Here is a 21,947-nt window from a genome sequence, read left to right on the forward strand (position 1 = left end):
CCGGAGATTCCGGTGATATTACCCAAAATCCTTCCTGCCGGTCGCGGCTTAATCAAAGTGACACAAAGCTCTCCTAGCCTTCCCGCAGTTCCACAAACCACCAGAGGAAGGCATCCCATGCATCCGTCCATCTCGAAACTCTTTGCCCGCAAGGCGCTGGTTCGCGCGATCGCCGGCGCGTCCGTCGTCGGCAGCTTCGGCCTGACCGCGCCGGTCTACGCCCAGGAGACCACTGCCGCGGTCCGCGGTGTTGTGACGTCGGGCGGCCAGCCCGTGGCCGGCGCGACCGTCACCGCCAGGAGCCTGGCGACCGGCCTGTCCCGCTCGGCCACCACCGACGCCGCCGGCAACTACTTTATCCGCCAGCTCCCCGCCGGCGTCGATTACAGCATCCGCGTGACCTCGCCCCAGGGCAGCGCGAGCAGCGAGCGCGTGAAGCTCGCGGTGGGCCAGCAGGCGCAGATGGATTATGCGCTTTCCGCCATCGAGGAAGTCGTGGTCATGGGTACGGCCGTCGAGGTCGCCGATACGGCGATCGGCCCGACCGCCGTCTTCGACATCAGCGACCTGCAGGACTCGCCGGCCATCAACCGGAACATCAACGACGTTATCCAGCAGGACCCGCGGATCTACGTGGACCAGTCGTCGCCGTCTGACGCGATCCAGTGCAACGGCGCCAACCCGCGCTTCAACAGCCTGACCGTAGACGGCATCCGCCTCAACGACGGCTTCGGCCTCAACTCCAACGGCTACCCGACGCAGCGCATGCCCTTCCCCTTCGATGCGATTTCCAGCGTCGCGGTCGAAATGGCGCCGATGAGCGTCATCTACGGCGGCTTCTCCGCCTGTAACATCAACGCCGTCACCAAGTCCGGCAGCAACGAGCTGTTCGGCTCCGTGTTCATGGACTACACGGACGACAACATGCAGGGCGACAAGCTCGAGGGCGACAGCATCCAGGTTACCGACTACGACGAGACCCGCTACGGCTTCGAGCTCGGCGGCGCCATCATCGAGGACAAGCTGTTCTTCTACGGTGCCTATGAGAAGTACGAAGGCGTGGACTTCAACGACCGCGGCGCCCTCGGCAGCGGCGCCGTGAACGAGGTGCTGGTTACCCAGGCGGAGCTGGACGAGATCGCCCAGATTGCCCGCGACGTCTACCAATTCGACCCGGGCACGAGTACGCCCGGCACCATCGACTTCGAGGATGAAAAGTACATCGGCAAGCTCGACTGGTACATCACGGACAGGCAGCGCCTCGCCCTGAGCTACATGTACAACGACTCCGTCAACGCCACGCCTTCCGACGGCGAGAATGTCGAGTTCGAGTTCTCCGATCACTTCTACAACCGCGGCGCGGAGCTGAACTCCTACATCGCCAGCCTCTATTCGGACTGGACGGACAATTTCTCGACCGAGATCCGCGTTGCGCGCACCGAAGTTGACTTCGTGCAGTCACCCCGTGCCGGCAATGACTTCGGCGAGATCCGGGTCGAACTCGAGGATGTGGATGTCTACCTCGGCGGCGACGACAGCCGCCATGCCAACCAGCTCGAATACACCATCGACCAGTTCGTCGCCCGCGGCCGCTACCAGCTCGGCTCGCACACGATCACCGGTGGCTACGAGCGCGAGGCCTATGACATCTTCAACCTGTTCTACCAGCACGTGGATACGGAGATCCGCTTCGACGGCATCGACAACTTCCGCGCGGGCCTGGCGGACCGGGTCTATTACGGCAACGCCATCAGCAACAATCAGGACGATATCGCCGAAGCCTTCGAGTACGCGATCAACTACGTCTACCTGCAGGACGAGTGGCAGGTGAACGACAAGCTGACCGTGACCTACGGGCTACGCTACGACTACTACGAGACCGACGATGCGCCCAACCTGAACCAGGGATTCCTGGCCAGCTACGGTTTCGGCAATAACGAGACCCTCGATGGTCGCGACCTGCTGCAGCCACGTTTCGGCGTCACCTATGACTTTTCCGACGAGCTGTCCTTCCGCGGCGGCATCGGCCTGTTCTCCGGTGGCAACCCTAACGTCTGGCTGTCCAACACCTACAGCAACACCAACACGACGGCGGTGCAGGCACGCATCGACGGCATGGACCTCTTTGCCCAGAACTACGTCAACTGTGAAGAAGGCGTGCCGGTCTGTGGCCCGGGCTACGGCGTCCCGCAGGACATCGCCGACGTGGTTGCCGCCGGCGACGGCTCCAACTTCGAGATTAACTTCCTCGATCCGGACTTCGACATTCCCAGCGAGTGGAAGTACACGGCGGGCCTGACCTGGTACGCCCCGATGGACATCACGTTGACCGCTGACCTGCAGATCAGCCGCGGCGAGGACACGGCGATCTACAAGCGTGCCGACCTCGAGCGTGTGGGCACCAACGACCTCGGTTACCCGGTCTACGAGAGCGTCCGTGAACCCGCTTTTGTGCTGACCAACGCGAGCAATGGAAACGAGTCCGAATCCATCGCCTTCAGTGCCTTCAAGGCCTGGGACAACGGCTTTGACCTCCGCGTCGGCTACGCCTACACGGAAGCCGAGGACGTGAACCCGATGACCTCGTCGATCGCGTTCTCGAACTATATCAACCGTGCCTTTGTCGATCCGCAGGCCGAGGATCTCGCTCCCTCGAACTGGGCGATCGAGCATCGCTTCACGACGGTGCTCAACTATACCGCCGATTTCTTCGGCGGCTACGAGACCCGGATCTCGCTGTTCGGCCAGTACAACTCCGGCATCCCCTACAGCATCACGCTGGACGGGGCCGAGGGGACCATCGATGCCTACGGCTTCCAGCCGTTCCTCGACTTCGAGCGCAACGTGCTGCCGATCGGCGGCAGCCGGAACAGCCAGGAAGGCGACTCCTTCAGCAAGATCGACCTGCGCATCTCGCAGGAGGTTCCGGGCTTCGCGCCGGGGCACCGCGGCAGCGCGTTCATCATCATCGACAACCTGACCAACCTGCTGAATGACGACTGGGGCATCATGAACCAACCGTCCTTCCCCTACGGCGTCACCGCCGAGCAGGAAGCGAACGGCCAGGCACAGCAGCGGATCGGCGACACCTCCCTCTGGAGCATGCGCGTCGGCCTCAACTACCGCTTCTGACCGAACGGGCCGCTCCGGCGGCCCGGGCACGTTCCCCGAGCGACCATGGGATACCCATGGTCGTTTTTTTTGCATAATTCCGGGTTGAGGGCGGGAGTCTTCTCTCAGTCGCTCCCCGATACGCGCTTTGAGAAAGAAGACTCCCGCCCTCACCCCTGCCGCCGGTGGCACACGCGATACATCAGTTTCACGTCCCGCACAGTACCGCTGCGTTCCTGTCCAGGGGCCGCTGCGTTACACTCTGACCTGTCCAACACTTCGGAGACCTGCTATGACCTGGATGATTCTCGGCCTGGTGCTCTTCCTCGGCACCCACTCGCTGCGCATCTACGCCAACGACTGGCGCAGCGCCCGCATCGCGGCCATGGGCGAGAAGCCCTTCAAGGCGGTCTACGGCCTGGTCTCGCTCGCCGGCCTCGCGCTGGCGATCTGGGGCTACGGCGCCATGCGCCAGGACCCGACGATGCTGTGGCATCCCCCCGTGGGCCTGTACCACGCCGTATCCCTGTTCACGCTGCCGGCGTTCATCCTGCTCGTGGCGGCCTACGTGCCCGGCAACCACCTGAAGGCCCGGCTCGGCCACCCGATGGTCATGGCCGTGAAGTTCTGGGCTTTCGGTCACCTGCTGGCGAACGGACGCGTCGGCGACGTGGTCTTCTTCGGCGCGTTCTTTGTCTGGGCGGTGGTGCTCTACATCCGCTCCCGGAAACTGGACCGGGCCGCCGGCGTCACCTATCCGCCCGGGCGCATGCCCGCCACCGTGGCCACGGTACTCATCGGCGGGGTCGCCTGGTTCCTGTTTGCCCGCTACGGACACATGGCCGTTGCCGGGGTGCCGGCGCTGCCCGGAAGCTGACGCACCGTGGCTGAGGACGCGCGCGTACTGACTCGCACGGCGGGCCCGGTCCGCACTATCGTCATCAACCGGCCCGAGGCCCGTAACGCCGTCGACCGGCCGACCGCCGAAGCGCTGCTGGCGGCGTTCCGCGCCTTCGAGGCGGATGACGACCTCCGCGTCGCCGTGCTCACCGGCGCCGGCGGCACTTTCTGCGCCGGGGCCGATCTCAAGGCGCTCGGCGATCCGCAGCGGCGCAACGCGGTCGAGGCCACGGGCCGCGCGGAGGGGCCCATGGGGCCTTCGCGCATGGCCCTCGCCAAGCCGGTCATCGCCGCCGTGCCCGGCCACGCGGTGGCCGGCGGCCTGGAGCTCGCCCTGCTCTGTGACCTGCGCGTGGCGGAAAGCTCCACCATCTTCGGCGTCTTCTGCCGGCGCTGGGGCGTGCCCCTGATCGACGGCGGCACGGTGCGGCTGCCGCGGATCGTCGGCCACGGCCGGGCCATGGACATGATTCTCACCGGCCGGCCGGTCCATGCCGACGAGGCGCTCGCCATAGGCCTCGCGAACCGCGTCGTCGCCGACGGCGAGAGCCTGGCCGCGGCCGAAGCCCTGGCCGCGGAGATCGCGGCCTTTCCCCAGCAGTGCCTGCGTGCCGATCGGGACTCCGCCATCACCCAGTGGGACTATCCGCTCGCCGAGGCGCTGGCCCGCGAGGGCGCGGGCGGCTTCCCGGTTATCGAGGCCGAGGCGGTCCCGGGGGCCGCGCGTTTCGCCGGCGGCGCCGGCCGCCATGGCCGTTTCCATGAGGCTGACTGAGCGGCCCGACCTCGGGCCCGACGCCACGGCGTCCGACGGCGACGACCTCGCCACCTTCCTCTACCGGGAGCGCCTGGAGCTCTACTACCGCTCCCTGCGCGCCTCGCTCATCGCGGTAGTAGTCAACAGCAGCATTCTCTGCTGGCTGCTCTGGGATCCGGCGCGCCCGGCAACACTGCTCGGCTGGCTGCTCGCCACCCTGCTGGTCACGGTGTATCGCGGCGTCCTCGCCTATCGCTTTTCCCGCACGGCACCGGCGGCGCGCAGCGCAAGGGCCTGGTACCGGCATGCGATCCTCGGTGCGCTGCTCTCGGGGTTGACCTGGGGCGCCGCGGGTTTCCTGCTGTTCTCCCCCGACAACATCTACAACCAGTCACTGCTCGCCTTCGTACTGGCCGGCATGTGCGCCGGGGGCGTCGTATCCCTCGCGGCCTTCATCGAAGCCAGCGTGCCCTTTCTCGTCCTGGCCATCGTGCCGTACACCCTGCGGCTGTTCCTCGAGGGAAACCTGGAGGCGATGCAGCTCGGCCTCATGGCGCTCCTGTACCTGGTGCTCATGAGTGTCTTCGCCCGCCGGGTCAACGAGACCGTCGTCGGCGGGTTCAGGATGAGCCACCTGCGCGAGCGCGCCGAGGCCGCCGCCGAACGGCAGGCGCTCTATGACGACCTCACGGGTCTGCCCAACCGTCGCCTGCTCCTGGACCGCCTGCGCCAGGCGAGGGCCCGCGCGCTACGCCATGGCACCGGGGCGGCCGTACTGTTCCTCGACCTGGACCATTTCAAGCGCATCAACGATTCCCTCGGCCACAGCGCGGGGGACGAGGTGCTGGTAGAAGTTTCGCGACGGTTGAAGGCGGAGCTGCGCGCGGAGGACACGGCCTGCCGCCTGGGTGGTGACGAGTTCGTGATCCTGCTCACGGAACTCGACGGCACGGTGGAGCGAGGGGTGCAGACCACGCATCACATCGCGGAGCGCATTCGAGGCGCCGTTACCCGGCCGGTCACGGTCCAGGGCATGCAGCTGCACCTGAGCACGAGCATGGGCGCGAGCCTGCTGCCGTCGGACAGCGACGACATCGAGGATCTGCTGCGCCATGCGGATACGGCCATGTACCGGGCCAAGGACGAGGGCCGTAACACGATTCGCTTCTTCGTCCGCGACATGCAGGAAGCGATCGAGGCCCGCATGTCCCTGGAGCAGGCCCTGCGCGAGGCGCTGGACCAGGGCGAGCTCGAGCTGTACCTGCAGCCCCAGTGCGATGCGCGGGGCGGCATCTTCGGCGCCGAGGCGCTGCTTCGCTGGTACCGTGACGGCCGCTGGGTGCCCCCCGCGGAGTTCATCCCTGTGGCCGAGGAATCGGGGCTGATCTACCGCCTCGGCGATTGGGTAGTGGACGAGGCCTGTCGCCTGCTGGCGGAATTCCGGACCCTGCCCGGTTGCGAGACGCTCATCCTCGCCGTGAACGTGAGTGCCCGGCAGTTTACCCGGGCCGGCTTCGCCGACACCGTGCTCGCAGCCCTCGAGCGGCACGGGGTGCCCGCCGCCCGGCTGGAACTCGAGGTCACGGAAAGCCTGCTCATCGACGAACTGCGCACCACGCTGGAGTGCATGGAGCGGCTGCAAGGGCAGGGGCTGCGCTTTACCATCGATGATTTCGGCACCGGCTATTCCTCCCTGCGCTACCTGCAGACCCTCGCCGTCGATTCACTCAAGATCGATCAGTCCTTCGTGCGCGGCGTCATCGACAGCCACGGCGATGCGAGCATCGTGCGCGCCACGCTCTCCATGGCGCAGGCCCTGAAGCTCACGGTGCTGGCGGAAGGCGTGGAAAGCGCCGAGATCCGGGAGTTCCTGGTCCTGCACGGCTGCCAGCGCTTCCAGGGCTACTTCTTCGGCCGCCCGGTCCCGGTACCGGCCTTCCGCGAACGGCTGCTCTCCGGCGAGCTGTCACTGCCGCCCTAGCCATTGGTCTTGCCGGGGAACGATGCTAGTGTCCCCGCTGATCAGACCCCGGGGAACCGCCATGAAGCTCCGCCTTGCCCTTGCCGCGCTCGTCGTCCTCTTCTGCCCCCTGCTCGGCGCCGAGCCCCTGCGCGTCGGCCTCTCCCCGGACTATCCACCGCTCGCCTATGAAAGCGGGGACCGCATCGTTGGCCTCGAGGCAGACAACGCCCGCGCCGTGGGCGAGATCCTCTCCCGCGAGGTGACGCTGGTGCCCCTCCCCTTCGATGGGCTGATCCCGGCGCTGCTTGCCGGAGACATCGACGTGATCATGTCCGGCCTCAGCGTTACCGCGGAGCGAAGCCGCCGCGTCCGCTTCAGCGAGCCCTACCTCCGGGTCGGCCAGATGGCGATCCTGCACCGGGACAAGGTGCTGCGCTTCGGCCAGCCCTGGGCCATCTACCAGCCCGGGGTGCGCGTGGGCGTGGAACCCGGTACCACCGGCGCTGCCTTCGCCGAGCGCGACCTCCCCGATGCCCGGGTGTCTTTCTTCCCGGATCCCGACAGCGCCTTCGACGCCCTGCGCGAGGACCGCATCGACCTCTATATCCACGACGCACCCACGAGCTGGCGCCTCGCCACCAGCAGCGAGAACGACGACATGATCAGCCTGTACCGACCGCTGACGGAGGAACAGCTCGCCTGGGCCGTCGCACCCGGGAACGCCGACCTCCTCGACGATCTCGACCGGGCCCTGTCCCTGATGCGCGGGGCCGGAACCCTTGCCTATATCATCAACCGCTGGATCCCTGTCGAGGTCACCGTGCAGTGAAGGCCAAACACTCGGGACGCGCGGGCCCCTGCGCCTTTTTCGATGCTCTTGCCGGGGAGGCCCCGGGCGCGGCGTCCTGACGTTGTCCCGGGGGCCGGTACCCTAGGCGAGCTCGCAGGACACGCCCGCCTGGCGGCACGCGGCGACGACGGTGTTGCGCAACAGGCAGGCAATGGTCATCGGCCCGACCCCGCCGGGCACGGGGGTGATGGCCCCGGCGACTTCCCGCGCCTCGGCGAAGGCCACGTCGCCGACCAGCCGCGCCTTTTCTCCGTCCCCGGGAAGCCGGTTGATACCGACGTCGATGACCACGGCGCCCGGCTTCAGCCAGTCGCCGCGCACCATTTCCGGCCGGCCCACGGCGGCGATGACGATATCCGCGTGGCGGCAAAGCGCGGGCAGATCCCGCGTTCGCGAATGGGCAATGGTCACCGTACAGCTCTCCTGGAGCAGCAGCTGCGCCATGGGCTTGCCGACGATATTGCTGCGGCCGATCACCAGCGCATCCTGGCCGGAGAGATCATTGTCGAACTGCTCGCGAAGCAGGAGCAGGCAACCGACCGGCGTACAGGGCGCGAGGGCGTCGGGGTCGCCATTGGCAAGAGCGCCCGTGTTCAGCGGGTGGAAGCCGTCCACATCCTTCGCCGGGTCGATGGCGCGGATCACGCGCTGCTCGTCGATCTGCGGCGGCAGCGGCAGCTGCACCAGGATGCCGTGCACCGTCGGGTCGGTGTTGAGCTCCGCCACCAGCGCCAGCAGTTCCGCCTCGCCCGTATCCCCGGCCAGCCGGTGCGTGTGACTGAGCATCCCGGCTTCCACGGTCTGCCGGCCCTTGTTGCGGACATAGACCTGGCTGGCCGGGTCTTCGCCCACCAGCACCACCGCGAGGCCGGGCTGGAGATCGTGGGCCTCACGCAGCCGGGCCACTTCCCTGGCGACCTGCTCGCGAAGGGCGGCGGCGGCCGCCTTGCCGTCAATGATTGCCGCGGTCATGGCTCCTCCCTGTAGGCATGTGCGCGTAAGCGCATGGGCAGCGGGGTGCGTATGCTAGCAGCAGTCGGCGCTCGCCGCATCGCACCAGTCGCGGAGATAGACCGCGAGGGATCGGCAAGCCAGCACCAGCATGGCGTCGGCCTCGGGCACGAGGAGCACCGGCACGCCGGCGAAGCGGGTAGCCGCGCACTGCCCTGGCGCCAGCGCACCGAGGTCGAGGGTCGTCCCCCGGGCGAGGACCCGCTCCCGTGCCGGGCCCGTGAGCCGCAGCACCACCTGGCCGTCCGTGGCGGGCGTCACGGCCGCGGTGCACGCGGCGAGCGCCTTCTCCAGGGTCTCCGCGAGCGATGCTGATTCACCGGCCGCGGCGATGAACAGCCAGTGCCCCGGTGCACGGCCCGCCACCCGGTAACCCTCTCCCGCCACAACACAGCCGGTGGCCGGCAGGGCCCGGCCGAGGGCCGCTGCGGCGCGGCTCCCGGCGTCCCGGTCCCAGGCCAGCAGTTGCAGGCGAAGCAGCGCCAGGTCCTCTGCCGCCACGAGACGAAAGCCCTCGCGGGCGACGGCACCACCGCGCAGCGGGTCCTGCCAGGCCAGTTCAGTCATGCAGGCGCGCTCCTTCCGGGTCATAGAACGTCGGGGCGACCAGCCGGACGGGCGTGGTCTCCCCGGCGTACCACGCCTTCAACACCTCGCCCCGGCGCGCCCGGGCCCCGGCAACCAGGCCGAGCGCCACCGTGCGGCCCAGGGTCGGGCTGTAGCAGGCCGAGGTGACATAGCCGGCGGAGGCGCCGCCGTCCGGGGTCAGCACGTGGGCCCCGTCCACGAGGCGGGCGGCCGGGTCCAGCGGCTCGAGGCCGGTGAACTGGCGCCGCTCCGGGTCGCGGCCGACGGCCAGCTCCAGGGAGCGGCGCCCGATGAAGTCCGTGTCCTGGCGCTCGATGGCCCGCGCCCAGCCGAGATCCTGGGGCATGGTCGTCCCGTCCGTATCGGTGCCCACGTGCAGGTAGCCCTTCTCGGTGCGCAGCACCATGAGCGCCTCCAGGCCGATGGGCAGCAGCCCGTGGTCGCGGCCCGCCGCCAGCAGCATGTCCCACGCGGCGCGCCCGTAGCCCGCGGGCACGCTGAGCTCGAAGGACACTTCCCCGGTAAAGCTCGCCCGCAGCACCCGGCAGGGTACGCCGGCGAAGTAGCCCGTGCGGAACTGCATGTGGGGGAAGACCTCGGGATCGAGGTCGAGGTCCGTCGGCACCGTGTTCAGCACGGCCCGGGCCGCGGGGCCGCTCAGCATGACCGTCGCCCAGGCCGTGGTTTCATCGGTCACGATCACTTCGCGCCCCCGCCACTCGCACTGCAGCCACTCCTCGAGGTGCTCGTACACGGCGCCGGCACCGCCCGAGGTGGGGTGCAGGAGGAAGTCGTCCTCGGCGAGACAGACCACGACGCCGTCGTCCAGGACGATACCCGCCTCGCTGAGCATGACCCCGTAGCGGGCGCAACCGGGCCGCAGGGTCAGCAGGTTGTTCACGTAGCAGCGGTTCAGGAACGCGCGCGCCTCGGGACCGCGAACCCGGAGCTTGCCCAGCGGCGAGTAGTCGAGGAGCCCCGCCGCCTCGCGCACGGCGCGCACCTCGCGGGTGACCGCCTCCGCCTCGCGCTCGCCGTGACGGGGGTAGCACGCCGGGCGCTGCCAGGCGCCGTAGTCCTCGATGGCCGCCCCCAGGGCGAGGTGCGACTCGTGCGCCGGCAGGCGCCGGAAGGGCTGGTACAGCGCCCCCGTTTCCACCCCCCCGAAGGCGCCCAGCGTCGCCGGGTGGTAGGGCGGCCGGAAGCGGGTGGTCCCGACCTCGGGCACGGGGCGCGCCGAGAGTTCGGCGAGCAGCCCGAGTGCATTGACGTTGCTGGTCTTGCCCTGGTCGATGGCCATGCCGGCCGTGGTGTAGCGCTTGAGATGCTCCACGGAGCGGTAATTCTCGCGCACCGCCAGTTCGATATCCGCGGCGGTCACGTCGTACTGGAAATCCACCCACTGCCGGCTGCTCGCCACCCCCGGCGTGACCCAGAGGGGCTCGGTGTTGAGCGTCTCGCCGAAGTCCCCGGCGGCGCGGCCAACCACCGTCACGGCCTGCGCACAGCCGGAAGGCACGAAACAGTTGTCCCCTTCGCGCCAGTGCAACCGCCCCCCGGCCTGGGAATACAGGTGCACCGTGGGCGTCCAGCCACCGGCCAGGGCCAGCACATCGCAGGACAGGTGCTTGCGGGACGCCAGCAGGCCGCGGCCGTCCGGGGCCAGCGCCCGCAGCGTGATGCCGTCCAGGGCCGGGGCGCCGCGGGTCTCGACCACCGCATGACCGAGATGCTGCACGATGCCCGCGCGGGCGGCCGCCTCGCGCAGCCTGTCATCGACCTCGCGGCGAACATCGACGATATGGGCCACCGGCACACCGTGGCCCGCGAGTGCCAGGGCGCGGCGCCAGGCGCTGTCGTTGTTGCTGTAGATGGCGAGCTCTTCCCCGGGCACGACCCCGTAGCGCAGCGCGTACTCACAGAGGGCCGAGGCCAGCATGATGCCCGGCCGGTCGTTGTCCGGGAACACCAGCGGCCGCTCCAGAGCGCCCGTGGCGAGGATGACCCGCCCCGCAAACAGGCGCCAGAAGCGCTGCCGGGGCCGTGTGGCCGGCGCCGCCGGGCCGAGGTGGTCCGTGCAGCGCTCCAGGGCCGCGAGCACGTTGTGATCATAGTAGCCGTTCACGGTGGTGCGCGTGAGCAGGGTGACATTGTCGCGACCGGCCAGCGTCGCCAGGGCCTCGTCGAGCCAGGCCCGGTCCGCCGGGTCCGGGCTGGCCAGTAGCCGGCCGCCGGGGAACTCCTGCCCGTCGATGAGCAGCACGCGGTCTTCACCACTGGCGCTGACCTCCAGGGCCGCGCGCAGGCCCGAGCGGCCCGCGCCCACGACCACGACCTCGGCGTGGGCGTTCTCCTTCACGTACCACTGGGGATCCGGCGCCGTCGGCGCCCGGCCGAGGCCCGCAGCGCGGCGCACCAGCGGCTCCCAGAAGTGCCAGCTCGGCCACTGGAAGGTCTTGTAGTAGAAGGCCGCCGGCAACAGCGGGCGAAGCCGGTCTAGGAAGCCCCAGAGATCCCGGCGAACCGTGGGCCACGCATTCTGCCCGCTGGCGGCCAGCCCCGGGTACAGGGGCACCAGCGTCGCCCGGGCGTTGGGCTCCGAGCGCCCGCCCTCGCCCAGCTGCACGAAGGCGCCGGTCTCTTCCGCGCCCGCGGCGAAGATGCCCCGCGGCCGGTGGAATTTGAAGCTGCGCCCGACCACGTCCACGCCATTGGCGAGGAGCGCCGAAGCGAGGGTGTCGCCGGCATAGCCCGTGTAGCGGCGGCCGTCGAAGGTGAACTCGATCGGCGCTGACAGGTCGACGCGGGCGTGGGGCAGGCGCTGGATCGTCGGCTTCACGCGCGCCCCTCCCCGTCCAGCGCCGGCTTCTCGGCCCCCATGGGGTAGACGGCGAGGATCTCGTGGCTAACGAGATCCCGGGCCACGTTGAACCACTGGCCGCAACCGTAGCGGTGATGCCAGCGCTCGTAGTGCACGCCCTTCGGGTTCTCGCGCAGGTACAGGTAGGCCGACCAGGTCGCGTCGTCCACCGCTCCCGGCTCCGCCGGCCGCGCGATGTGGGACTCGCCGCCGCAGCGGAACTCGTCCTCGCTGCGCAGGCCGCAGCAGGGGCACTCGATGCGCATCATGCCGGTTGCTTCCTCACTGCCCGCTCTTCCTCCCTGTGCCGTCAGTGCGCGACGCCGGACGCGGCGCCCTCGTCGATGAGCCGCCCGCTCACGAAGCGGTCGAGGCCGAAGGGCTCGATCAGCTCGTGGGGCCGGTCCTCGGCCATGGTGAAGGCCAGGGTCTCCCCCCCCGCGGGGATGGCCTTGTAGCCACCGGTGCCCCAGCCGGTGCTGAGATAGAGCCCCGTGACCGGGGTCTTGCCGATGATGGGGCTGGTGTCGGGGGAGATGTCGACGATGCCCGCCCACTGGCGCATGAGCTTCATGCGCGACAGGCTCGGGTACAGCTCCACCACGGCACCGAGTACCGCCTCGGTGCCGCGCAAGGAGCCGCGCTGGCCGTAGGACGGGTACAGATCCGTGCCGCCGCCGATGACAAACTCGCCGCGATCCGACTGGGACAGGTAGCAGTGCACCGCCGGCGAAATGACGATGTGCTCGAAGCAGGGCTTCACCGGCTCCGTGACCATGGCCTGCAGGGCCTGGCTCTCGATAGGCAGACGCAGGCCGGCCATGGCCGCCAGACCGGAGCTGTGCCCGGCCACGGCGAGGGCGACCTTGTCGGTGCGAACGGTGCCCTGCGAGGTCCTCAGGCCGCACACGGCGCCGCCCGCGATGTCGATCCCCGTGACCTCGCAGTGCTGGATGATATCGACCCCGAGCGCATCCGCCGCCCGCGCGTAGCCCCACGCCACCGCGTCGTGGCGGGAGATCGCGCCGCGCTTCTGCATGAAGGCGCCGTAAACCGGGTACCGGGCCCGGCGGCTCATGTTGAGCAGCGGCACCCGCGCGGCCACCTGGTCCCGGGTCAGCAATTCCGCGTCGACCGGCTGCAGCTGCATCGCGGTGACCCAGCGGCGATAGGTCTCGAGCTCGTGGCGGCTCGAGGCCAGGCCGATGATGCCCTGCTGGCTGAGCATGATGTTGAAATTGAGCTCGCGGCCGAGGCCCTCGTAGAGGCGCAGCGAATGATCGAAGAAGCGCGTGCTCTCCGGGTAGAAATAGTTCGAGCGGCTGACCGCAGTGTTGCGCCCGGTATTGCCGCCGCCGAGCCAGCCCTTCTCGAGCACAGCGATATGGGTCATACCGTGCTGCTTCGCGAGATAGTAGGCCGTGGCGAGCCCGTGCCCGCCGCCACCGACGATCACCGCATCATAGCTGCTCTTCAGCGCCGGGTTGCGCCAGGCCTCGGGCCAGTTCCGGTGGCCATTGAGCGCCCCCCGAAGCAGGGACAATGCCGAGTAGCGCTTCATCTAGAGAATGACCGTACGCTGCCCGTTGAGGATCACCCGCTGCTCGCAGTGCAGCCGTACCGCCTGCGCAAGGGCCGTGGCCTCGATATCGTGGCCGTAGTGCACCATCTGCTGTACCGACACCTGGTGGTCGATGGGCCGGACCTCCTGCACGATGATCGGCCCTTCGTCGAGGTCCGGCGTGACGTAATGGGCCGTCGCGCCGATCACCTTGACCCCGCGCTCATAGGCCTGGTGGTAAGGCTTGGCGCCCTTGAAGCCCGGCAGGAAGGAGTGGTGGATGTTGATCGCCCTGCCCTCGACGCGGCGGCAGAGATCATCGGACAGTATCTGCATATAGCGCGCCAGGACCAGCAGTTCGACCCGCTCCGCCTCCATGAGCGCGTACAGCGCGGCTTCCTGCTCGGGCTTGTTCTCCGCGGTGACCGGCAGGTGATGGTAGGGCAGGCCGTGGAACTCCGCCAGGCGCCGGCACTCCTCGTGGTTGCTGACCACGGCGACGATGTCTGCCGGCAGGGCGCCGGCCTTCCACTTGGTCAACAGGGCGCTCAGGCAGTGGTCGTAGCGGGACACCGCCACCAGCACCCGGGGCCGCTCGCACACCGGCCGCAGCGTGTAGTCCATGGCCATGTCGGCCGCGAGCGTTTCGAGGCGGCTCGCCAGCTCGGCGTAGGGCACGGTCATGGCCCGGTCATCGAACACGCAGCGCAGGAAGAACATCTCCGTGACCGGGTCGCTGTAGTTGGACACCTCGGTGATGTAGGCGCCGCACTCGTACATGAGGCCGGAATAGCGGGCCACGACGCCCAGGCGGTCCGGGCAGCGGAAGGAGAGGACATAGGCCCGGGGCGGGCTTTCCTTATTGGCGTCGGCCATGGCGGGTCGGGCTCCGGTTCGGGGGCCGACCATGATCGCCAACCCCCCTCGCCAGTTCAATAGGAACCGGGGGGGGACTCCTGCTCGTCAAACGGGGGACGCAGCGCGACGGAGGAAAACGGGGCGATGACAGCGTTGCGCCGCCGGGCCGGAGCGGAGACCATTGGCCTCCGCGAAGCTGCTCGAGCGGTCGCCCTGCAGGGGGCTACGGAAACGCCCAGCTTTAACAAACACAATGACAGCCGAAAGGAAACGAGCATGTCCCAGGTAGAGACCCGCGTCGACGGTCACGTCCTCCACATCCATCTCACACGACCGGAAAAGTACAACGCCCTCAGCCTCGAGATGTACCACGCGCTGGCCGAGGCCTATTACCGCCTGGACACCGACCCGGAACTGCGCGTGGCGGTGCTCTCGGCGGAGGGCAGGCACTTCACCGCGGGCGTGGAGCTGGACCAGTGGGCCGGGATTTTCTCCTCCGGCGAGGGTTTCCCCGTGCGCGAGGGCGAGGTGGACCCGCTCGGCACCGCGGGGGACCTGCATCGCAAGCCCGTGGTGATCGCGGTGCAGGGCTACTGCTTCACCTGGGGAGTGGAGGCCTTGCTGAACACCGAGATCCGGGTCGCCGCCAGCGATACGCAGTTCCAGATGCTCGAGGTACAGCGGGGGTTGTACCCCTGCGGCGGCGCGACCATGCGCCTGCCCCGGGAAATCGGCTGGGGCAACGCCCAGCGGGTACTGCTTACCGGTGACCGCTGGAGTGCGGAAGACGCCCTGCGCTGGGGTATGGTGCAGGAACTCACCGAGCCCGGCGAACAGATTGACCGGGCCCTGGCGCTGGCCCGCAGCGTCGCCGACGCCGCCCCGCTCGCGGTTCAGGCCTGCCTGCGGGCCACGCGCTTCAGCCAGGAGAACGACCGCGAGACCAGCGTCGCCCAGTTCCTCCGCGACCTCGTCCCGGTCATGGCCAGCGAGGACGCGGCCGAAGGGGTGCAGTCCTTCATAGAGCGGCGCAAGGCGGTCTTCAAGGGGCGCTGAGGCGTGCCGGACACCACCCTGGACCTGGCGGCGATCGGCGCCCTCGCCGAGGAGGTTCTCGCGGCCAACGGCTGCAATGCCGCCAACGCGGCCGCGGTCGCACGCACCGTCACCGCCGCCGAGCGGGACGGGGCGCGCTCCCACGGGCTCTTCCGCATTCCCGGTTATGTCGCCGCCCTGCGCAACGGGCGCGTGCGGGGCGACGCGGACCCGACTGTCCGGGAGGTCACGCCGGCCTTCCTGCGCGTGGACGGCGCCGGCGGCTTCGCGCCGCTGGCGCTCGAGCGCGGCCTTCCCGCGCTGGCGGCCGCGGCGAAAAAGCTCGGCGTCGCCGCCATGACCATCAACGACTGCTATCACTTCGCCGCGCTGTGGCCGGAGACCGAGGCACTGGCCGGCAAGGCCCTGGCCGGCATCGCCTGCGTCAACTATGCCGCCGTCGTGGCGCCGCACGGCGGCAGCGAGGCGATCTTCGGGACCAACCCCCTCGCCTTCGCGTGGCCGCGTCCCGGCGCGGAACCGGTGGTCGCCGACATGGCCACGGCGGCCATGGCCCAGGGGGAGCTCCAGCTCGCCGCCGGGGCCGGGCACCAGGTACCGGAGGGCACCGGCGTGGATGCCGCCGGGCAGCCCACCGCGGACCCGGCGGCGATCCTCGCCGGCACGCAGCTCCCCTTCGGCGGTCACAAGGGCTCGGCCATCGCCCTGCTGGTGGAGCTGCTCGCGGCGGCGGCCACGGGGGATGCCTTCAGCTACGAGGTCGCCGGCGACTCGGCCGATGGCGGACCGACCCGGGGCGGCGAGTTCCTCCTCGCCGTCGATCCGGCGGTCCTCGCCGGTGCCGATGCGGGCGAGCGCACCGAGGCCTTCTTCCGCCGCTTCGAGGCGATCCCCGGCGCACGGCTCCCCGGCGCGCGGCGCCACGGTCTGCGCCGGGCGCCCGGCCCGCGCGCCGTGGACAGCGCGCTGCTGGCGAGGATCCGCGCCCTGGCCGGTCCCTCAGGCCACTAGCGGGGACTCTGCGGCAGGTTCTCTGTGAGAAAACGCGCGAGATTGCCGCCCATGACCTTGCGGATCGTGGCCTCGTCCAGGCCTTCACGGAGCATAGCGTCGGTCAGCACCGCGACTTCGGCGCTATCGAAGGGCACCGTCGTCGCGCCGTCGAAATCGGAGCCCAGCGCCACATGGTCCGCGCCGACCAGCTCGATGCCGTAGCGCAGGGCGGCCACGATCCCGGCCGGCGACACATCGCAGACCGCCGCATCCCAGAAGCCGACCCCGATGAGCCCGCCGCGGCGCGCGATATCCTGCATTAGCCCGTCTTCGATGTTCCGCGGCGTATCGCAGGCGCCGCGGAACCCCGTGTGGCTGACCACCACCGGCCGCGATGTCAGCGCGAGCACGTCGCGCACGCTCTCCGGCGAGGAATGCGCCACGTCGATGATCATGCCCCGGGCATCGAGCCGCTCGACGACCGCACGGCCGAAGTCCGTGAGCCCGTGGCTGCCGGTGCCGTGAAGCGAGCCGCCGAGGGCATTGTCGAAGAAGTGGTGCAGGCCGACCATGCGGTAGCCCGCGTCGTAGAGCCGGTCGACATTGGCGAGGTCGCCGTCGAGGGCGTGGGCGCCCTCGATGCCGAGCACGGCACCGACCGTCTGCGCACCCGCCGCCCGGGCGGCGAGCAGCCGCGGCACGTCGCCGCCATGGCGCAGGAGCAGGAGGCTCTCCGGCTCGGCCTCGGCAAAGCGACGCAGCTTGCCCGCCTGGTAGAGCGCCCGCTCGGCGAGGCTGTCCCAGGTGCGCGACGACCAGCGCTGGGCCAGCGCCAGCAGGGTGATGTTGTCGCGGGCGTCACTGGCGTTCTCCTCGTAGTTCATGCCGGCGGGCGTCTTGGTCACCGCCGTGAACACCTGCAGGGCGACATTGCCCTCGCGCAGCCGCGGCAGGTCCACGTGGCCGCGGTCGGCGCGGCGCGTAAGGTCGCGCCGCCAGAGCAGGCTGTCGGCGTGCAGGTCGCCGACCACGAGGTCCGCGTGCAGGGCCGCCGCTTCGGGCGATACCGTCACCGGCTCGTGGGGCAGGACCCGGTTCATGCGCTCCTCGGCCATCCGCGGCGCCAGGGCAAAGAACAGGCCAACGGCCACGACGACAAGAACGAGGATGATCCGGGAGGCTTTCATCGAGGGCTATCCATGAGCGTCGGGGCCGCCGTGAGCTGCAGGGTGAACTCATCGGCATCAAGGTGCCCGGGGAAGCGCTCGCGGTAGGCCTCGAGCGCCGCGCCGTCGAGGGTCACGGTCTCGCAGCCGGGCCGGTCGCGCAGGTCCGCCAGGTAGTCGCCGCGCGCGTCGATGGCGACGCTGTCACCGGCGTAGTCGAGACCGTTCGCATCGCTGCCGATACGGTTCACCCCGACCACGCAGGCGAGGTTCTCGATGGCCCGGGCCGGCAGCAGCGCGCGCCAGTGGGCACCGCGCACCGCCGGCCAGTTGGCCACGTAAAGGAGGAGGTCATAGTCGCCGCGGTTGCGGCTGAACACCGGGAAACGCAGGTCGTAGCAGACCTCCAGCTTGATGCGCCAGCCGCGCCACTCGACGATGACCCGCTTCGCGCCGGGGGCGTAGCGCTTGTGCTCCCCGCCCATGCGGAACAGGTGGCGCTTGTCGTAGTGGATGACGCCCTCCGGGGTGGCGAACAGCATGCGGTTATAGACCGCATCGTTCTCGCGCACGGCGATGCTGCCCGTGAGCGCACAGTCGCGCAGTTGCGCCAGCTCCCGCAACCAGTGCTCCGTGGGGCCTCCGGGCTCCTCGGCGTTGGCCACCGCGTTCATCGAGAAGCCGGTGGTGAACATCTCCGGCAGGACGATGAGATCGCTGTCGCCGGGGACCGTCTCGAGCAGCTCGCCGAACTGGCGCCGGTTGTCCGCCGGTGCCTCCCAGGCGAGCTCGCACTGGACCAGGGTGACCTTCAGATCGCGCATAACCGTCTCGCAGCCTCCTCCAGCACATCGTCGGACTTGGCGAAGCAGAAACGCAGCAGTGTCTGCCCCGCCGGGGGCGCCTGCTGGAACACGGACACGGGCACGGAGGCTACGCCGTGCTCCCGCGTCCAGCGTTCGCAGAGCACGGTGTCAGGCTCGTCGCTCACCGCGCCGTAGTCAAGGAGCTGGAAATAGGCCCCGGCGGCGGGCCGGAAGCGGAAGCGGGAACCGGAAAGCGCGGAGAGGAACCGGTCCCGGCGTGCCTGGTAGGCCGCGGCCAGCGTGCCCGGGTACTCCGGCTGAGCCTCGAGGAACGCTGCCACCGCGTGCTGCACCGGGGTCACCGCGACGAAGGCGACAAACTGGTGCACCTTGCGCAGTTCCGCCGTGAGCGCCGGCGGTGCGACGCAGTAACCGGTCTTCCAGCCGGTGACGCTGAAGGTCTTGCCGAAGGAATAGTGCGCGAAGCTGCGCTCGCGCAGTCCCGGATGCTGCAGCACGCTGTGGTGGGCGGCGCCGTCGAACACCAGGTGCTCGTAAACCTCGTCGCTGCATACGAGGAACCCGTGCCGCTCGGCGAGGGACGCCAGCGCGTCGAGATCCTCCCGGCTCACGGTGCTGCCGCAGGGATTGTGCGGCGTATTCAGCATCAGCAGGCGCGTGCGCGCTGTGATGGCGTCCCGCACCCGATCCCAGTCGATGGCGAAGGCACCCGGCGTCAGCGGCACGTGAACGGTGCGGCCACCGGCGAGGGTGACGGCCGGCTCGTAGCTGTCGTAGGCGGGGTCGAGCACGATCACCTCGTCCCCGGGGCGGACCACTGCGGTGATCGCGCAGTAGAGCCCTTCCGTGGCACCGGGCACGATCGTGAGCTCATGTTCCGGATCCACCGTCACGCCGCGGTAGCGCTGCAACTGGTCAGCCAGGAGCTCGCGGAGGCGTGGCAGCCCTGCGAGGGGCGGGTACTGATTGTGGCCGGCCCGGGCCGCCTCGCCGAGCGCGTCCACCAGCGCTGCAGGGGGGGCGAAATCCGGAAAGCCCTGGGACAGGTTGATGGCGCCGCACTCCTGCGCCAGCGCCGTCATGGTGCTGAAGATCGTGGTGCCCACCCGCGGCAGCTTGCTGTCGACGCGCTCGATTCCGGCCATGGCTCCCCCGCCCTGCAACTGGCCTGGGAGTATACAAGGCCGTAGCATGCGCACTCCAAGCGCACCCCGGAGGATCTCATGGCACGACGCCTTTTCATCGCCCTGGCCTGCCTGCTGGCCACCGCCCCGGCAATGGCCGCGAGCGACGGCTACGACTACCACGCCGGCAACCGGCAGCTCATCCGCAACGGCGTACAGGCCGTGCTCACCTGCAATGGCCTATTTACCTCCCGGCGCACGCTCGAACAGGTGTTCGACCAGGAGCTCGCCTACCTCGAAAGCCGCGTGCTCGGGGACGCGACGGGCGGCCCCTACGCGGTCGACCGGGCACGGCGGGCGGTCACCGTGGGCGGTGGTGAGCACGGGCCGGCCGTCAGTGCCGCCTTCCGCAGCGGTATCGGCTGCATCGTGATGGAGCCCGGGGCACCCCTGGCGTCGATCGACCAGCTGCCGGCTCTCCCCTCCCCCGACCCGGCGGCGGGCGCCGGCGTGCCCTGGCCCGACGGCGATCTCGTGGAGACGGCACCACTGCCCGAGGCGGTAGACGCCGCGGCCCTCCAGGCCGCTTCGGACTGGGCCTTCGAGCGGCCGACGGCGGAGCAGGACACGGTGAGCCTGCTCGTCGTGCACCGCGGCCGGCTCGTCCACGAGCGTTACGCCCCCGGCTTCGACGCCGCTACGCGCACGCGGACCTGGTCCACCGCCAAGAGCATCGCCGTCACCCTCATGGGCCTGCGCGCCGCCGACGGCAGGCTCGAACTCGACGCGCCGCTCGGCATCGACTGGCTTCCGCCCCTGGCCAGCGACGACACGGACCCGCGCAACGCCATCACCCTGCGCCATCTGCTGCACATGAGCAGCGGGCTCTACCCGGTGGACAGCTTCGGCATGGAATACGCCTCGGGCTCGGGACTCGCCTACTGGGCCGGGGCTAGTTCCGTCGACGGCGCCCGGCGCCGCGGCCTCGTGCGGGAGCCCGGCACCTTCTGGGACTACGAGAACTACGACACGCTGCTGGCCGTCTACGCGCTGAAGCGGACCTTCGCCGACGAGGCCGCCTATCATGCCTACCCGCGCGAGGCGCTCCTGGACCGTATCGGCATGCGCAACACGTTGCTCTCCATGGACCGCTTCGGCGACTTTATCCTGTCGAGCCAGGTCTACACCAACGCCCGCGACCTCGCCCGCTTCGGCCTGCTCTACCTCAACGAGGGTCGCTGGCAAGGGGAGCAGTTGCTGGCGAAGGAGTGGATCGACTTCGTGCGCACGCCGGCGCCCGCTTCCGCGCCGCGCGGCAACGACTACGGCGGCCAATGGTGGCTGGTGCCCGACGACCGCAAGGGCGAGGTGCCGGCCGACGCCTACAGCACGGCCGGCAACCGGGGGCAGTTCGTGCTCGTGGTGCCGTCCCACGACCTGGTGATCGTGCGCCGGGGCCTGGACTACGGGAAACAGGGCTTCGACCGCTGGGCCCTGCTGCGGGAGGTGCTGAAGGCCTTTCCACGGGCACGCTAGAAAGCGCGCTCCCGGGAGGGCCGTTCAGCCATGAAAGGCGGGGTCCCGCTTCCCGTCCGCGGCAGCCATCGCCGGGTAGATCTCGTCGAAGGTGGCGAAGATGGCGTCCAGCGGCAGGTCGTCGAAACTGCCGCGTTCGCGCACGTACTCCATGTGGCGGCGGCCACGCTCGTCGTAGGGATGCATGAGCGCGCCTTCCAGCGCGTCAAACTCGAGGGCTTTCACCCCGAAGCGTTCGCACAGCTCGATGTTGAAAGCGGTGGACAGCTTCACCCAGTGCTCGCCCAGCCAGAGTTCGGCGTAGCCGTGCCAGGCAAAGAGGTCGGTCCCCATGCTTTCGCTCAGCTTCTCACTCGTCAAGTGATTGAGCACGTCGGCAAAACCCAGCCGTGCGGGTATTCCCCGGGCACGGGCGCAGGCGACCAGAAGTACCGACTTCGGCACGCACCAGTTGGCGTCACACCCCGCCACGGCGCTGGCGCGATAGGCGGCGGGATCCCGGGAGACCCGGTAGGGGTCGTAGCGGATGCCGTCGCGCACGGCGTAGAACAGGCGCTCTGCGACGGCGACGGGATCGCTTGCCGCGCCGCCGACGGCCTGCGAGGCCCAGGCCTGCACGGCATCACTGTCGCTGTCGATGAACCAGGTCGGCTCGAGGGACTGGGGACCAGGGGCCATGGCTGTCTCCGTCTGCGGCTCCCGCCAAGGGTACCGCGTGGCGGGGGCGGGCGCGAGGGCCCCCAGCCCCCAACCCCCCCCCCCCCCCCCCCCCCCCCCGGTGGGGCC

Annotated in this window: 18 protein-coding genes; 8 read left to right on the forward strand and 10 right to left on the reverse strand. The window is 69.5% G+C overall.

Annotated features, from left to right (window positions below):
- Positions 1-117 precede the first annotated feature (117 nt).
- The 5 genes from ACX93N_RS11095 (at position 118) to ACX93N_RS11115 (ending at position 7,560) form a co-directional block, all read left to right on the forward strand.
- Positions 118-3,132: a TonB-dependent receptor gene (locus ACX93N_RS11095; RefSeq protein WP_459428484.1), complete on the forward strand. Its 3,015-nt coding sequence runs from the start codon at positions 118-120 to the stop codon at positions 3,130-3,132.
- Between the two features lie 271 nt (positions 3,133-3,403).
- The gene (locus ACX93N_RS11100; protein ID WP_459428485.1) at positions 3,404-3,988 is read left to right on the forward strand and encodes an NnrU family protein; all 585 of its coding nucleotides are present in this window, start codon (positions 3,404-3,406) and stop codon (positions 3,986-3,988) included.
- 6 nt (positions 3,989-3,994) lie between these two features.
- The gene (locus ACX93N_RS11105; RefSeq protein WP_459428486.1) at positions 3,995-4,786 is read left to right on the forward strand and encodes a crotonase/enoyl-CoA hydratase family protein; all 792 of its coding nucleotides are present in this window, start codon (positions 3,995-3,997) and stop codon (positions 4,784-4,786) included.
- A complete protein-coding gene (locus ACX93N_RS11110) occupies positions 4,773-6,749 on the forward strand; it encodes a putative bifunctional diguanylate cyclase/phosphodiesterase (protein WP_459428487.1) in 1,977 nt (658 codons plus the stop codon). The genes ACX93N_RS11105 and ACX93N_RS11110 overlap by 14 nt, the downstream gene beginning before the upstream one ends.
- A gap of 61 nt (positions 6,750-6,810) precedes the next feature.
- Positions 6,811-7,560, forward strand: coding sequence for a transporter substrate-binding domain-containing protein (locus tag ACX93N_RS11115; protein ID WP_459428488.1), 750 nt, complete (start codon positions 6,811-6,813; stop codon positions 7,558-7,560).
- A gap of 102 nt (positions 7,561-7,662) precedes the next feature.
- On the opposite strand, the gene folD is transcribed toward ACX93N_RS11115, so the two are convergent.
- Genes folD through purU form a run of 6 tightly spaced genes read right to left on the reverse strand, consistent with a single transcriptional unit; the run spans position 7,663 to position 14,477 of the window.
- Positions 7,663-8,553, reverse strand: a complete 891-nt coding sequence (folD, locus tag ACX93N_RS11120; RefSeq protein ID WP_459428489.1) for a bifunctional methylenetetrahydrofolate dehydrogenase/methenyltetrahydrofolate cyclohydrolase FolD — start codon at positions 8,551-8,553, stop codon at positions 7,663-7,665.
- A gap of 54 nt (positions 8,554-8,607) precedes the next feature.
- Complete coding sequence (locus tag ACX93N_RS11125; protein ID WP_459428490.1) at positions 8,608-9,159, reverse strand: sarcosine oxidase subunit gamma family protein; 552 nt, start codon at positions 9,157-9,159, stop codon at positions 8,608-8,610.
- On the reverse strand, positions 9,152-12,019 hold the full coding sequence (locus ACX93N_RS11130) for a 2Fe-2S iron-sulfur cluster-binding protein (protein WP_459428491.1): 2,868 nt from the start codon (positions 12,017-12,019) through the stop codon (positions 9,152-9,154). Before ACX93N_RS11130 ends, ACX93N_RS11125 begins: the two co-directional genes overlap by 8 nt.
- The gene (locus ACX93N_RS11135; protein ID WP_459428492.1) at positions 12,016-12,309 is read right to left on the reverse strand and encodes a sarcosine oxidase subunit delta; all 294 of its coding nucleotides are present in this window, start codon (positions 12,307-12,309) and stop codon (positions 12,016-12,018) included. The genes ACX93N_RS11130 and ACX93N_RS11135 overlap by 4 nt, the downstream gene beginning before the upstream one ends.
- 41 nt (positions 12,310-12,350) lie before the next feature.
- Positions 12,351-13,601 (reverse strand): sarcosine oxidase subunit beta family protein, encoded by a 1,251-nt coding sequence (locus ACX93N_RS11140; RefSeq protein ID WP_459428493.1) that lies wholly within the window; start codon positions 13,599-13,601, stop codon positions 12,351-12,353.
- Positions 13,602-14,477: a formyltetrahydrofolate deformylase gene (gene purU, locus ACX93N_RS11145; RefSeq protein WP_459428494.1), complete on the reverse strand. Its 876-nt coding sequence runs from the start codon at positions 14,475-14,477 to the stop codon at positions 13,602-13,604.
- 258 nt (positions 14,478-14,735) lie between these two features.
- Here purU and ACX93N_RS11150 point away from each other — a divergent pair, with 258 nt between their 5' ends.
- Both ACX93N_RS11150 and ACX93N_RS11155 read left to right on the forward strand, forming a co-directional pair.
- Positions 14,736-15,515 (forward strand): crotonase/enoyl-CoA hydratase family protein, encoded by a 780-nt coding sequence (locus ACX93N_RS11150; RefSeq protein ID WP_459428495.1) that lies wholly within the window; start codon positions 14,736-14,738, stop codon positions 15,513-15,515.
- A gap of 3 nt (positions 15,516-15,518) precedes the next feature.
- A complete protein-coding gene (locus ACX93N_RS11155) occupies positions 15,519-16,526 on the forward strand; it encodes an Ldh family oxidoreductase (protein ID WP_459428496.1) in 1,008 nt (335 codons plus the stop codon).
- On the opposite strand, the gene ACX93N_RS11160 is transcribed toward ACX93N_RS11155, so the two are convergent.
- The 3 genes from ACX93N_RS11160 to ACX93N_RS11170 are packed head-to-tail and all read right to left on the reverse strand — an operon-like array spanning position 16,523 to position 19,646.
- Positions 16,523-17,695: a dipeptidase gene (locus ACX93N_RS11160; RefSeq protein WP_459428497.1), complete on the reverse strand. Its 1,173-nt coding sequence runs from the start codon at positions 17,693-17,695 to the stop codon at positions 16,523-16,525. The two genes, ACX93N_RS11155 and ACX93N_RS11160, sit on opposite strands and share 4 nt — an antisense overlap.
- Complete coding sequence (locus ACX93N_RS11165; RefSeq protein ID WP_459428498.1) at positions 17,692-18,498, reverse strand: amidohydrolase; 807 nt, start codon at positions 18,496-18,498, stop codon at positions 17,692-17,694. Before ACX93N_RS11165 ends, ACX93N_RS11160 begins: the two co-directional genes overlap by 4 nt.
- Positions 18,486-19,646: a methionine aminotransferase gene (locus ACX93N_RS11170; protein ID WP_459428499.1), complete on the reverse strand. Its 1,161-nt coding sequence runs from the start codon at positions 19,644-19,646 to the stop codon at positions 18,486-18,488. The genes ACX93N_RS11165 and ACX93N_RS11170 overlap by 13 nt, the downstream gene beginning before the upstream one ends.
- A gap of 78 nt (positions 19,647-19,724) precedes the next feature.
- Here ACX93N_RS11170 and ACX93N_RS11175 point away from each other — a divergent pair, with 78 nt between their 5' ends.
- Positions 19,725-21,161, forward strand: coding sequence for a serine hydrolase domain-containing protein (locus ACX93N_RS11175; protein WP_459428500.1), 1,437 nt, complete (start codon positions 19,725-19,727; stop codon positions 21,159-21,161).
- Between the two features lie 24 nt (positions 21,162-21,185).
- Here ACX93N_RS11175 and ACX93N_RS11180 read toward each other — a convergent pair whose 3' ends face one another.
- A complete protein-coding gene (locus tag ACX93N_RS11180) occupies positions 21,186-21,839 on the reverse strand; it encodes a transglutaminase-like domain-containing protein (RefSeq protein WP_459428501.1) in 654 nt (217 codons plus the stop codon).
- Positions 21,840-21,947 lie beyond the last annotated feature (108 nt).

The sequence above is a fragment of the Pseudohaliea sp. genome (assembly GCF_054552115.1).

What these genes read in the sequence shown, in the direction of transcription:
- ACX93N_RS11095 (WP_459428484.1), top strand. Translation starts at nt 118, where the DNA reads ATGCATCCGTCCATCTCGAAACTCTTTGCCCGCAAGGCGCTGGTTCGC.
- ACX93N_RS11100 (WP_459428485.1), top strand. Translation starts at nt 3,404, where the DNA reads ATGACCTGGATGATTCTCGGCCTGGTGCTCTTCCTCGGCACCCACTCG.
- ACX93N_RS11110 (WP_459428487.1), top strand. Translation starts at nt 4,773, where the DNA reads ATGAGGCTGACTGAGCGGCCCGACCTCGGGCCCGACGCCACGGCGTCC.
- ACX93N_RS11115 (WP_459428488.1), top strand. Translation starts at nt 6,811, where the DNA reads ATGAAGCTCCGCCTTGCCCTTGCCGCGCTCGTCGTCCTCTTCTGCCCC.
- folD (WP_459428489.1), bottom strand. Translation starts at nt 8,553, where the DNA reads ATGACCGCGGCAATCATTGACGGCAAGGCGGCCGCCGCCGCCCTTCGC.
- ACX93N_RS11125 (WP_459428490.1), bottom strand. Translation starts at nt 9,159, where the DNA reads ATGACTGAACTGGCCTGGCAGGACCCGCTGCGCGGTGGTGCCGTCGCC.
- ACX93N_RS11135 (WP_459428492.1), bottom strand. Translation starts at nt 12,309, where the DNA reads ATGATGCGCATCGAGTGCCCCTGCTGCGGCCTGCGCAGCGAGGACGAG.
- ACX93N_RS11140 (WP_459428493.1), bottom strand. Translation starts at nt 13,601, where the DNA reads ATGAAGCGCTACTCGGCATTGTCCCTGCTTCGGGGGGCGCTCAATGGC.
- purU (WP_459428494.1), bottom strand. Translation starts at nt 14,477, where the DNA reads ATGGCCGACGCCAATAAGGAAAGCCCGCCCCGGGCCTATGTCCTCTCC.
- ACX93N_RS11150 (WP_459428495.1), top strand. Translation starts at nt 14,736, where the DNA reads ATGTCCCAGGTAGAGACCCGCGTCGACGGTCACGTCCTCCACATCCAT.
- ACX93N_RS11160 (WP_459428497.1), bottom strand. Translation starts at nt 17,695, where the DNA reads ATGAAAGCCTCCCGGATCATCCTCGTTCTTGTCGTCGTGGCCGTTGGC.
- ACX93N_RS11165 (WP_459428498.1), bottom strand. Translation starts at nt 18,498, where the DNA reads ATGCGCGATCTGAAGGTCACCCTGGTCCAGTGCGAGCTCGCCTGGGAG.
- ACX93N_RS11170 (WP_459428499.1), bottom strand. Translation starts at nt 19,646, where the DNA reads ATGGCCGGAATCGAGCGCGTCGACAGCAAGCTGCCGCGGGTGGGCACC.
- ACX93N_RS11175 (WP_459428500.1), top strand. Translation starts at nt 19,725, where the DNA reads ATGGCACGACGCCTTTTCATCGCCCTGGCCTGCCTGCTGGCCACCGCC.
- ACX93N_RS11180 (WP_459428501.1), bottom strand. Translation starts at nt 21,839, where the DNA reads ATGGCCCCTGGTCCCCAGTCCCTCGAGCCGACCTGGTTCATCGACAGC.